This window comes from Pseudomonas sp. NBRC 111123, from assembly GCF_001320205.1.
GTDB classification, from domain to species: Bacteria; Pseudomonadota; Gammaproteobacteria; order Pseudomonadales; family Pseudomonadaceae; genus Aquipseudomonas; species Aquipseudomonas putida_J.
Window position 1 is genome coordinate 37,784 of the sequence record NZ_BCAZ01000042.1, and the last position, 12,418, is coordinate 50,201.

At 60.7% G+C, this 12,418-nt stretch carries 10 protein-coding genes; 8 read left to right on the forward strand and 2 right to left on the reverse strand.

Features of this window, described 5'->3' with window-relative positions; all coding sequences use genetic code 11:
- Nucleotides 1-97: 97 nt before the first annotated feature.
- Nucleotides 98-1,396 carry an amino-acid N-acetyltransferase gene (gene argA, locus APH27_RS19665; protein WP_027920890.1) on the forward strand — a complete coding sequence of 433 codons (1,299 nt, stop codon included), beginning with the start codon at nt 98-100 and terminating at the stop codon, nt 1,394-1,396.
- Between the two features lie 57 nt (nt 1,397-1,453).
- Here argA and APH27_RS19670 read toward each other — a convergent pair whose 3' ends face one another.
- Complete coding sequence (locus APH27_RS19670) at nt 1,454-2,830, reverse strand: glutamine synthetase family protein (RefSeq protein ID WP_027920891.1); 1,377 nt, start codon at nt 2,828-2,830, stop codon at nt 1,454-1,456.
- Nucleotides 2,831-3,404: 574 nt separating this feature from the next.
- On the opposite strand from APH27_RS19670, the gene APH27_RS19675 reads away from it, so the two are divergent.
- From APH27_RS19675 to APH27_RS19705, 7 genes are all read left to right on the forward strand, one after another.
- Nucleotides 3,405-4,763, forward strand: coding sequence for a glutamine synthetase family protein (locus tag APH27_RS19675; RefSeq protein WP_027920892.1), 1,359 nt, complete (start codon nt 3,405-3,407; stop codon nt 4,761-4,763).
- Between the two features lie 50 nt (nt 4,764-4,813).
- Nucleotides 4,814-6,175: an aspartate aminotransferase family protein gene (locus APH27_RS19680; protein ID WP_027920893.1), complete on the forward strand. Its 1,362-nt coding sequence runs from the start codon at nt 4,814-4,816 to the stop codon at nt 6,173-6,175.
- Nucleotides 6,176-6,345: 170 nt separating this feature from the next.
- Nucleotides 6,346-7,443 (forward strand): polyamine ABC transporter substrate-binding protein, encoded by a 1,098-nt coding sequence (locus APH27_RS19685; protein ID WP_027920894.1) that lies wholly within the window; start codon nt 6,346-6,348, stop codon nt 7,441-7,443.
- Nucleotides 7,444-7,617: 174 nt separating this feature from the next.
- Nucleotides 7,618-8,712, forward strand: a complete 1,095-nt coding sequence (locus APH27_RS19690; protein WP_027920895.1) for a polyamine ABC transporter substrate-binding protein — start codon at nt 7,618-7,620, stop codon at nt 8,710-8,712.
- A 71-nt stretch (nt 8,713-8,783) separates the two neighbouring features.
- Nucleotides 8,784-9,926 carry an ABC transporter ATP-binding protein gene (locus tag APH27_RS19695; protein ID WP_027920896.1) on the forward strand — a complete coding sequence of 381 codons (1,143 nt, stop codon included), beginning with the start codon at nt 8,784-8,786 and terminating at the stop codon, nt 9,924-9,926.
- A 35-nt stretch (nt 9,927-9,961) separates the two neighbouring features.
- A complete protein-coding gene (locus tag APH27_RS19700; RefSeq protein ID WP_177331700.1) occupies nt 9,962-10,843 on the forward strand; it encodes an ABC transporter permease subunit in 882 nt (293 codons plus the stop codon).
- A complete protein-coding gene (locus APH27_RS19705; RefSeq protein ID WP_060485689.1) occupies nt 10,840-11,733 on the forward strand; it encodes an ABC transporter permease subunit in 894 nt (297 codons plus the stop codon). The genes APH27_RS19700 and APH27_RS19705 overlap by 4 nt, the downstream gene beginning before the upstream one ends.
- Nucleotides 11,734-11,827: 94 nt before the next feature.
- Here the strand turns inward: APH27_RS19705 and APH27_RS19710 are convergent, their stop codons facing one another.
- Nucleotides 11,828-12,283: a transposase gene (locus tag APH27_RS19710; protein ID WP_060485690.1), complete on the reverse strand. Its 456-nt coding sequence runs from the start codon at nt 12,281-12,283 to the stop codon at nt 11,828-11,830.
- Nucleotides 12,284-12,418: the final 135 nt, after the last annotated feature.

Genomic DNA, 12,418 nt, shown 5'->3' on the forward strand with positions numbered 1-12,418 from the left:
TAGAGGAGACCGCGCGTGACCGCAAGCCTGTTCCGACGATGATCCTGAACGCCGTGTGACTCACCGTTCTCCGTCCACTTTATCCACAGGCCCTGTCATGCCCGAATACGTCAACTGGCTACGTCATGCCTCCCCGTACATCAATGCCCATCGCGACTGCACCTTCGTGGTCATGCTCCCCGGCGATGGGGTTGAACACCCGAACTTCGGCAACATCGTCCACGACCTGGTACTGCTGCACAGCTTGGGTGTGCGCCTGGTGCTGGTGCATGGGTCGCGCCCGCAGATCGAAAGCCGTCTCTCTGATCGCGGCCTGACCCCGCACTACCACCGGGGCATGCGCATTACCGATGCCGCCACCCTGGACTGCGTGATCGATGCCGTGGGTGCCCTGCGCCTGGCCATCGAGGCGCGCCTGTCGATGGATATCGCCGCCTCGCCGATGCAGGGCTCGCGCCTGCGCGTGGCCTCCGGCAACCTGGTCACTGCGCGGCCGATCGGCGTGCTCGAAGGGGTGGACTACCACCACACCGGCGAGGTGCGCCGGGTCGATCGCAAGGGCATCAGCCGCCTGCTCGACGAGCGCTCCATCGTGCTGCTGTCGCCGCTGGGCTACTCGCCTACCGGTGAAATCTTCAACCTGGCTTGCGAAGACGTCGCCACTCGCGCGGCCATCGAGCTGGGTGCCGACAAGCTGCTGCTGTTCGGCGCCGAACCTGGCCTGCTGGACGAAAACGGCAAGCTGGTGCGTGAACTGCGTCCGCAACAGATCGCCCCGCACCTGGCGCGCCTGGGCAGCGATTACCAGGGCGAGTTGCTGGATGCCGCCGCCGAGGCCTGCAAAGGCGGTGTGGCGCGCAGCCATATCGTCAGTTATGCCGAAGACGGTGCGCTGCTGACCGAGCTGTTCACCCGTGAAGGTGGCGGTACGCTGGTGTCGCAGGAGCAGTTCGAGGTCGTGCGTGAGGCGACCATCGATGATGTCGGTGGCCTGCTGGAGCTGATCAGCCCGTTGGAAGAGCAGGGCATCCTGGTGCGTCGCTCACGCGAGGTGCTGGAGCGCGAGATCGAACAGTTCAGCGTGGTCGAGCGTGAAGGGATGATCATTGCCTGCGCGGCGCTGTACCCGATTGCCGATTCGCAGGCGGGTGAACTGGCGTGCCTGGCGGTGAACCCGGAATACCGCCATGGCGGGCGCGGGGATGAGCTGCTTGAGCGGATCGAAGGGCGGGCGCGGCAGATGGGGTTGAATACCTTGTTCGTGCTTACCACCCGTACGGCGCATTGGTTCCGTGAACGCGGGTTTGCGCCCAGCGGTGTCGAGCGGCTGCCGGCGGCGCGGGCGTCACTGTACAACTACCAGCGCAATTCGAAGATCTTCGAGAAATCCCTGTAGGAGCCGAAGCGCCTGGAGATCAATGAAAAACGCCGCCCTGATGGGCGGCGTTTTTGTTTACACGGTGTGTAGATACCAGTTGTACTCGAGGTCGGAGATCGAGTGCTCGAACTCCTCCAGCTCGCTCTCCTTGCACGCGACGAAGATGTCGATGTACTTCGGATCGATGTACTTGTTCAGGATCTCGCTGTCGTCCAGCTCGCGCAGGGCATCGCGCAGATTGTTCGGCAGGCTCTGCTCCAACTGCTCGTACGAGTTGCCTTCAATTGGCGTGCCTGGCTCGATCTTGTTGGTCAGGCCGTGGTGCACGCCTGCCAGCACGGCAGCCATCATCAGGTACGGGTTGGCGTCGGCGCCAGCTACGCGGTGCTCGATACGCACGGCATCTGCAGAGCCAGTCGGCACACGCAGGGCCACGGTACGGTTGTCCAGGCCCCAGCTCGGCGCATTCGGCACGTAGAACTGCGCGCCGAAGCGGCGGTAGGAGTTGACGTTCGGGCAGAGAAACGCCATGGACGCAGGCAGGGTCTCGAGCACACCGCCGACAGCGTGACGTAGCGCGGCGTTCTGCTCGGGATCCTCGCTGGTGAAGATGTTGTTGCCATCTTTGTCCAGCACGGAGATGTGTACATGCAGGCCGTTGCCAGCCTGGCCCGGGTAGGGCTTGGCCATGAAGGTGGTGTCCATTTCATGGTCGTAGGCGATGTTCTTGATCAACCGCTTGAGCAGTACCGCGTAGTCGCAGGCCTTGAGCGGGTCGGCAACGTGGTGCAGGTTGACTTCGAACTGCGCCGGGGCGCTTTCCTTGACGATGGCGTCGGCCGGGATGCCTTGCTCTTTCGCGCCTTCCAGGATGTCCTGCAGGCAGTCGGCATATTCGTCGAGGTCGTCGATCAGGTACACCTGGGTCGACTGCGGGCGCTTGCCCGAAATTGGCGAGCGTGGCGGCTGCGGACGGCCGTTCACGTTCTCCTGGTCGATGAGGTAGAACTCCAACTCGAACGCGGCGCAGATGGTCAGGCCCATGTCGGTGAACTTGCTCACCACCTGACGCAGCACTTCGCGCGGGTCAGCGAAGAATGGCTCGCCTTCCAGTTCGTGCATGGTCATCAGCAGTTGGGCGGTAGGACGCTTTTGCCACGGCTCATTGCAGAGCGTATCGGGGATTGGATAGCAGATGCGGTCAGCATCGCCGATGTCCAGGCCCAGCCCGGTGCTTTCGACGGTGGAACCGTTGATGTCCAGGGCGAAGAGGGAGGCAGGCAGGTTGATGCCTTTCTCGTAAACCTTGTGGAGGCTGGTGCGCTCAATGCGCTTGCCGCGCACCACACCATTCATATCTGCAATCAAAAGGTCAACGTAGAGAACCTCAGGATGTTCCTTAAGGAACGCGTTCGCTTCGTTAAGCTGAACGGCACGCGGGGGTACCGACATGATGCAACACCTTTGTTGTTAAAAATATCAATCAAGGGGGGCTTGCAGGACCAGTCAATCGAAAAGACAAACTGATGTCAAGCCAACCCCATGATGCCCTGAAACGGCACATCGACGGCAGATTTGCTGCATATCGGGGCATGCCATTATCCGCTATTTCCTTCGCAAAGGGCTATCTCCAACCTGCCGTGTTTTATTTTTTACGGAGGTGTTGTGTAAAAAAATTAACAAGGCTAAGCTCGGACTCAACCCAGAACACAATAATACGAGGGTCACATGGTCCGCTTGTCGCGACCTGAACGCGCTGCCTGCGCAGTGCAGTCGGGTATCCCTGCCGTTCCCGCACGCATCAGTCGAGCTGTGGCCTGCATGGCCGCAATAATTGACGCTTTGCGCACCTGGGCGATACCTCGTAACGCTTTTTCGTTGCTCTTCTCGTATTCCTGCCCTTTGATCCCACTACGGACACGCTTGGTTTCAGTGTATCCACAGTGCGGCTGCGCGTGGGTTTTTGCTTTAGCAATCTACTCCATCCAGAATCAGAGCGCGGACCACCTTACCTCCTGAGGTATTTATGAGTAACAACCTCGACCAGCTCACCGATTGGTTGAAAGAGCACAAGATCACCGAAGTCGAATGCCTGATCAGCGACCTGACCGGCATCACCCGCGGCAAGATCTCGCCGACCAACAAGTTCATCGCCGAAAAAGGCATGCGCCTGCCCGAGAGCGTGCTGCTGCAGACCGTGACCGGCGACTATGTCGACGATGACATCTATTATGACCTGCTCGACCCGGCCGACATCGACATGATCTGCCGCCCCGACCAGGATGCCGTGTTCCTGGTGCCGTGGGCCATCGAGCCGACCGCCCAGGTAATCCACGACACCTACGACAAGAAGGGCAACCCGGTCGAACTGTCGCCGCGCAACGTGCTGAAGAAGGTCCTCAAGCTGTATGCCGACAAGGGCTGGCAGCCGATCGTCGCGCCGGAGATGGAGTTCTACCTGACCAAGCGCAGCGAAGACCCGGACTTCCCCCTGCAGCCGCCGGTTGGCCGCTCTGGCCGCCCGGAAACCGGCCGCCAGTCGTTCTCGATCGAGGCCGCCAACGAATTCGACCCGCTGTTCGAAGACGTCTACGACTGGTGCGAACTGCAGCGCCTGGACCTTGACACGCTGATCCACGAAGACGGCACGGCGCAGATGGAAATCAACTTCCGTCACGGCGATGCCCTTCACCTGGCCGACCAGATCCTGGTGTTCAAGCGCACCATGCGCGAGGCCGCGCTCAAGCACAACGTCGCCGCCACCTTCATGGCCAAGCCGATGACCGGCGAGCCGGGCAGTGCCATGCACCTGCACCAGAGCGTGGTCGACGTGGCCACTGGCAAGAACATCTTCAGTAATGAAGACGGCAGCATGAGCGAACTGTTCCTGCACCACATCGGTGGCTTGCAGAAGTTCATCCCCGAAGCGCTGCCGCTGTTCGCCCCCAACGTCAACTCGTTCCGCCGCTTCCTGCCCGACACCTCGGCACCCGTGAACGTCGAGTGGGGTGAGGAGAACCGCACCGTAGGCCTGCGCGTACCGGATGCCGGCCCGCAGAACCGCCGTGTCGAGAACCGCCTGCCGGGCGCCGATGCCAACCCTTACCTGGCCATCGCGGCCAGCCTGTTGTGCGGCTATATCGGCATGGTCGAGGGCATCGAAGCCAGCGCACCGGTTCAGGGCCGTGGCTACGAGCGCCGCAACCTGCGCCTGCCGCTGACCATCGAAGACGCCCTCGAACGCATGGAAATCAGCCGTGCGCTGGTGCAGTACCTGGGCAAGAAATTCATCACCGGCTACGTCGCCACCAAACGCGCCGAGCATGAGAACTTCAAGCGTGTCATCAGCTCCTGGGAGCGTGAGTTCCTGCTGTTTGCTGTGTGATCAACCCCCTGAGGCCGCCCGCCGGCGGCCTGCGGAACATGGAGAAGCACATGAGCGTCAAAAACCCGCAAACCCGTGAATGGCAAACCCTGAGCGGCGAGCACCACCTTGCACCTTTCAGTGACTACAAGCAGCTGAAGGAGAAGGGGCCGCGCATCATCACCAAGGCGCAGGGCGTGCATTTGTGGGACAGCGAGGGGAACAAGATCCTCGACGGCATGGCTGGCCTGTGGTGCGTGGCGGTCGGTTATGGGCGTGAAGAGCTGGTGCAGGCTGCCGAAAAGCAGATGCGCGAGCTGCCGTACTACAACCTGTTCTTCCAGACTGCCCACCCGCCTGCACTGGAGCTGGCCAAGGCCATCACCGACGTGGCGCCCGAGGGCATGACTCATGTGTTCTTCACCGGCTCCGGTTCCGAAGGCAATGACACCGTGCTACGCATGGTTCGCCACTACTGGGCGCTGAAGGGCAAGCCGCACAAGCAGACCATCATCGGCCGCATCAACGGTTACCACGGCTCCACTTTCGCGGGTGCGTGCCTGGGCGGCATGAGCGGCATGCACGAGCAGGGCGGCCTGCCGATCCCGGGCATCGTGCACATCCCGCAGCCTTACTGGTTCGGTGAGGGCGGCGACATGAGCCCCGACGAGTTCGGCGTGTGGGCAGCCGAGCAGCTGGAGAAGAAAATTCTGGAAGTCGGCGAAGACAACGTCGCCGCCTTCATTGCCGAGCCGATCCAGGGCGCCGGCGGCGTGATCATTCCGCCAGAGACCTACTGGCCGAAGGTCAAGGAGATCCTGGCGAAGTACGACATCCTGTTTGTCGCCGACGAAGTGATCTGTGGCTTCGGCCGCACCGGCGAGTGGTTCGGCTCCGACTACTACGACCTCAAGCCCGACCTGATGACCATCGCCAAGGGCCTTACCTCCGGTTACATCCCCATGGGCGGTGTGATCGTGCGTGACAAGGTGGCCAAGGTGATCAGCGAAGGTGGCGACTTCAACCACGGCTTCACCTATTCAGGCCACCCGGTGGCGGCCGCAGTGGGCCTGGAAAACCTGCGCATCCTGCGCGACGAGAAGATTGTCGAGAAGGCGCGCACGGAAGTGGCACCCTACTTGCAAAAACGTCTGCGCGAGCTGCAGGACCACCCGCTGGTGGGCGAGGTACGCGGCCTGGGCCTGCTCGGTGCAATCGAGCTGGTCAAGGACAAAGCCACCCGCAGCCGTTACGAAGGCAAGGGCGTGGGCATGGTGTGCCGCAACTTCTGCTTTGAAAACGGCCTGATCATGCGCGCGGTGGGCGACACCATGATCATCGCGCCACCGTTGGTGATCAGCCGCGAGGAGGTCGACGAGCTCGTGGAAAAGGCGCGCAAGTGCCTCGACCTGACCCTCGAAGCGATCCGTTGAGCGTTTGCTAGGCTAGCGATGTGACATTAAGTGGTTACAAGGCCCTGCTTTCCTTGAAACAGAGCCTTGTAACTTGCCAGACTAGCGGTTGTTTCAGTCGCTGCGACGCGTGTAGCGCGGGGCCTGGCTGCTGAACGGATGGCTAATCAAAAAAATCTGGAGCATGACGCATGAAGAAAATGGGCAAGACGTTGCTGGCCGCCGCCCTGATGGGTGCCATGGCCACTGCTGCACAGGCTGAAGACAAGGTACTGAACGTCTACAACTGGTCGGACTACATCGCTCCGGACACCATCGCCAAGTTCGAGAAGCAGACCGGCATCAAGGTCAAGTACGACGTCTTCGACAGCAACGAAACCCTCGAAGCCAAGCTGCTGGCGGGCAAGTCGGGCTACGACATCGTCGTGCCGTCCAACAACTTCCTGGCCAAGCAGATCAAGGCTGGCGTATACGAAGAACTGGACCGCTCCAAACTGCCAAACTGGAAAAACCTGGACGAAGACCTGCTCAAGGCCGTCGGCGACGCCAGCGACAAGGATAACAAGCACGCCTTCCCATACATGTGGGGCTCGATCGGCATCGGCTACAACCCGGAGAAGGTCAAGGCCGCGCTGGGCGTGGACAAGATCGACTCGTGGGACGTGGTGTTCAAGCCTGAGAACATCGCCAAGCTCAAGAGCTGCGGCGTGAGCTTCCTGGATGCCCCGACCGAGATGATCCCGGCGGCGCTGCACTACCTGGGCAAGCCGACCAACAGCACCAGCAAGGAAGACCTGAAGGCCGCCGAAGATCTGTTCCTCAAGATCCGTCCTTCGATCACCTACTTCCACTCGTCCAAGTACATCGGCGACATGGCCAACGGCAACATCTGCGTGGCCGTCGGCTATTCGGGTGACCTGGAGCAGTCCAAGGCCCGCGCCCACGAAGCCGGCGACAAGGTCAAAGTGGACTACGTGATTCCGAAAGAAGGTGCCGGCACCTTCTACGACATGGTCGCCATCCCGAAAGATGCCGAACACAAAGACGCCGCCTACCAGTTCATGAACTTCCTGTTGCAGCCGGAAGTCATGGCCGAAATCACCAACGCTGTGCGCTTCCCGAACGGCAACGCCGCTGCCACCCAGTTCGTGGACAAGGCAATCACCAGTGACCCAAGCATTTATCCACCGGCTGAAGTGAAGAAACAGCTGTACGCGATCGCTGCACCAGATGCCAAGGTCCAGCGTGACATCACGCGTAGCTGGACCAAGATCAAATCGGGCAAATAACCCCGATGCGTGACCTCTGGGCCGGGGTTTTCCGGCCCAGAGCCAGTGAATGGCAATTGATGATTGCGGCATCGAAGCTGCGCAGGTAAGTTGCGCGCCGGTTTTGCGTGTGCGGCGGTGCTTGTAGCCAATAAGTACGCCGTCACCAAGGCACTGATTGTGAGGACCACCCACTTGTCTATTTCTGTATTACGCAAGGCCTTGATGGCTGGAGCGGGCCTGACGCTGGCATGCAGCGTCCAAGCGGCGCCTACGGTGCACTTCTACAACTGGTCGGACTATATCGGCCCGAACACACTCGCGGACTTCGAAAAGGAAACGGGCATCAAACCCGTGCAGGACGTTTTCGATTCCAACGAAACCCTGGAAGGCAAACTGCTGGCCGGCAACACCGGCTATGACGTGGTGGTGCCGTCCAACCATTTCCTTGGCAAGCAGATCAAGGCGGGCGCGTTCCAGAAGCTCGACAAGAATCTGCTGCCCAATTATTCCAATCTCGACCCGGCGCTGATGAAACGCCTGGAAAAGAACGACCCGGGCAACCAGTACGCCGTGCCTTACCTGTGGGGCACCAACGGCATCGGTTACAACGTCGACAAGGTCAAGGCCGCGCTGGGCGTGGACACCATCGACTCCTGGGCTGTGCTGTTCGAACCCGAGAACATGAAGAAGCTCTCCAAGTGCGGTGTGGCCTTCCTCGACTCGGCAGACGAAATGCTCCCGGCGGTGCTCAACTACATGGGGCTCAGCCCCAACAGCACCGACCCCAAGGATTACGCCAAGGCCGAGCAGAAACTGCTGGCAGTACGCCCGTACGTGACCTACTTCCACTCGTCCAAGTACATCACCGACCTGGCCAACGGCGACATCTGCGTCGCGGCAGGCTTCTCGGGTGATGTGTTCCAGGCCAAGGCCCGCGCTGAAGAAGCGAAGAAGGGCGTGAACCTGGCTTACGCCATTCCCAAGGAAGGCGGCAACCTCTGGTTCGACGTACTGGCGATCCCCAAAGACGCCAAGAACGTGAAAGAGGCCCACGCCTTCATCAACTATTTGCTGAAACCTGAGGTTATCGCCCAGGTCAGTGATTACGTCGGTTACGCCAACCCGAACCCCAAGGCTGGCGACCTGATGGACCAGGCCGTGAGGACTGACGCTGCGGTTTACCCACCGCAGGAAGTGCTGGACAAGATGTTCGTGAACTCAGAGTTGCCGCCCAAGGTGCAGCGCCTGATGACCCGTAGCTGGACCAAGGTCAAGTCGGGCAAGTAATCATCCAGACCCGTTGCGGTACCTGAGACTCAGGCCGCACGGGCACAAAAATCTTGTTGGGAGTTTCACTCATGGCAGTTGCCTCCGGTGCCTATAAAAAAGCCCTCGAGGGTGGCCAGCAACCCAAGCAGGTGCTGGTCAAGATCGACCGGGTTACAAAAAAATTCGACGAAACGGTCGCCGTGGACGATGTGTCCCTGGAAATCCGCAAAGGCGAGATCTTCGCCCTGCTGGGTGGCTCCGGTTCCGGCAAGTCAACCTTGCTGCGTATGCTGGCTGGCTTCGAGCGCCCGACTGAAGGGCGGATCTTCCTCGATGGCGTAGACATCACCGACATGCCGCCATACGAGCGGCCGATCAACATGATGTTCCAGTCCTACGCGCTGTTCCCGCATATGACCGTGGCGCAGAACATCGCCTTCGGCCTGCAGCAGGACAAGATGCCCAAGGCCGAGATCGACGCCCGCGTGGCCGAGATGCTCAAGCTGGTGCACATGAGCCAGTACGCCAAGCGCAAGCCGCACCAGCTCTCCGGTGGCCAACGCCAGCGGGTAGCCCTGGCCCGTTCCCTGGCCAAGCGCCCCAAACTGCTGCTGCTCGACGAGCCGATGGGGGCACTGGACAAGAAACTGCGTTCGCAGATGCAACTGGAACTGGTGGAAATCATCGAGCGCGTGGGCGTGACTTGCGTGATGGTGACCCACGACCAGGAAGAGGCCATGACCATGGCCCAACGCATCGCCATCATGCACCTGGGCTGGATCGCCCAGATCGGCTCGCCAGTGGACATCTACGAGACCCCGACCAGCCGCCTGGTGTGCGAATTCATCGGTAACGTCAACCTGTTCGACGGTGATGTGGTCGACGACGCCGAAGGCCACGCGATCATTGCCAGCCCGGAACTGGAGCGCAAGATCTACGTCGGCCACGGCATCACCACCTCGGTGGAAGACAAGCACATCACCTACGCCCTGCGCCCTGAAAAGCTGCTGGTCACCACCAGCCAGCCAGACTTCGAGCACAACTGGTCGCGCGGCAAGGTCCACGACATCGCCTACCTGGGTGGCCACTCGGTGTTCTACGTCGAGCTGCCAAGCGGCAAGGTCGTCCAGTCGTTCGTCGCCAACACCGAGCGCCAGGGCGCACGCCCGACCTGGGGCGATGAGGTGTACGTGTGGTGGGAAGACGACAGCGGCGTGGTACTGCGGTCATGAAACCACGCAAGCTCAAGCGAGCCTTCCAGCGCTTAATCCCGGAGGGGCGGCACGTGGTGATCGGGGTTCCGTTCATCTGGCTGTTCCTGTTCTTCATGCTGCCGTTCTTCATCGTGTTGAAGATCAGCTTCGCCGAAGCCGACGTGGCGATCCCGCCGTATACCGAGATCTACAGCTACGTCGAAGACAAGATCCAGGTGGTGCTCAACCTGGCCAACTACGGCCTGTTGACCGAGGATGAGCTGTACATCTCGGCCTACCTGGGCTCGTTGAAGATGGCCTTCTTCAGCACCCTGCTGTGCCTGTTGATCGGCTACCCGATGGCCTACGCCATCGCCAACGCCAAGAAGGAGACCCAGACGGTCTTGCTGTTGCTGATCATGATGCCGACCTGGACCGCGATCCTGATCCGCGTCTATGCCTGGATGGGTATCCTCAGCAACAACGGGCTGCTCAACGGCTTCCTGATGTGGACTGGGTTGATCGACCAGCCGCTGCAGATCCTCAACACCAACCTGGCGGTGTATATCGGCGTGGTTTATTCGTACCTGCCGTTCATGATCCTGCCGTTGTTCGCCAACCTGGTGAAGCATGACCCGAGCCTGCTCGAAGCCGCTTCGGACCTAGGGTCGAGCACCTTCAACAGCTTCTGGAAGATCACTGTCCCGCTGTCGAAGAACGGCATCATCGCCGGCTGCATGCTGGTGTTCATCCCGGTGGTGGGCGAGTTCGTCATTCCTGAGCTGCTTGGCGGCCCGGAAACCCTGATGATCGGTAAAGTGCTGTGGCAGGAATTCTTCAACAACCGTGACTGGCCGGTAGCCTCCGCCCTGGCGGTGGTAATGCTGGCGATCCTGATCGTGCCGATCTTGCTGTTCAACCGCAGCCAGGCCAAAGAAATGGAGGGCAGGGCATGAAGCGCTTCAGTTTCTCCAAGCTGATGCTGGTGCTCGGCTTGCTGTTCATCTACCTGCCGATGCTGATCCTGGTGATCTACTCGTTCAACGCCTCCAAACTGGTGACGGTGTGGGGTGGCTGGTCGGTGAAGTGGTACGTCGGCCTGCTCGACAACACCCAGCTGATGGGTTCGGTGATGCGCTCGCTGGAGATCGCCTGCTACACCGCGGTAGCGGCAGTGGCGCTGGGTACCCTGGCGGCCTTCGTGCTGACCCGGGTCACCCGCTTCAAGGGCCGCACGCTGTTCGGCGGCCTGGTTACCGCGCCGTTGGTAATGCCTGAGGTGATCACCGGTCTGTCGCTGTTGCTGCTGTTCGTGGCCATGGCGCAGATGATCGGCTGGCCGCAGGAGCGTGGCATCGTCACCATCTGGATTGCCCACACCACGTTCTGTGCGGCGTATGTGGCGGTGGTGGTGTCGGCGCGCCTGCGCGAGCTGGACCTGTCGATCGAGGAAGCGGCAATGGACCTGGGTGCCAAGCCGTGGAAGGTGTTCTTCCTGATCACCATTCCGATGATTGCGCCATCGCTGGCGGCGGGCGGCATGATGTCGTTCGCACTGTCGCTGGACGACCTGGTACTGGCGAGCTTCGTGTCGGGCCCAGGCTCGACCACTTTGCCGATGGAAGTGTTCTCGGCGGTGCGTCTGGGCGTGAAGCCTGAGATCAACGCCGTGGCCAGCCTGATCCTGCTGTCGGTGTCGCTGGTGACCTTCTTTGTCTGGTACTTCAGCCGCCAGGCCGAAGAGCGTCGTCGCAAGGCGATCCAGCAGGCGATCGAGGAAGGCGCGGCGGCCAACGCCTCGCAGCCACAGGTCAAGCGCACGGCGCAGGTTGCAGCGTCGGCCTGACCCGGCCCTTTCGCGAGTGAACCCGCACCACAGGGTCACCACAATCTTCGGGTTTGTGGTGACCCTGCGGGAGCGCGAATGTCCCAATGCCGATTCAAAGCCATACGGCATCCCAGTGGGGATAGTCCCTGACACTTCTGACCAGGCCGGCCCGCAAGGGGTTGGCAACAATGTACCTGGCAACATGCACCATGCTCTCCTCCCGCCGCAGTGCCCGGTCCTGATACCCAGGCTGCCATACCGGATCATGCTCAACCCCTGCCTGATGCAGTACCAGACTGGACCTGGACTTGAACCTGCGCATCAATGTCCCCAGCGTCGTGCCTCTCAACTCGATCAGCCAATGCAGATGGTCCGGCATCAGTACCCAGGCCAAAGACCGGCAGGCGTGTTCCTGATCGGATTGACGCAGTTGCTGAATGACCAGCCTTGCATGGTGCAAGTCTAGGAACAGTGGCTTGCGTTGGTGAGTCACAGTGGTCAACAGATAAAGCCTGCCGAGTTCAGAGTAACGGCCGCGCCGCAGCAGATGGGATTTTGCCCGAAGCATTGGTTTCTTCCTTGAAAGTGACCTTTCCAAGGTACTGGCTGTGGTGCCCGGATAGTGCAACTGAATGGTTTCTGGATATCACAGGTGGCTTGTGGGTGACTGTACCGGCCCTTTCGCGGGTGAACCCGCTCCCAT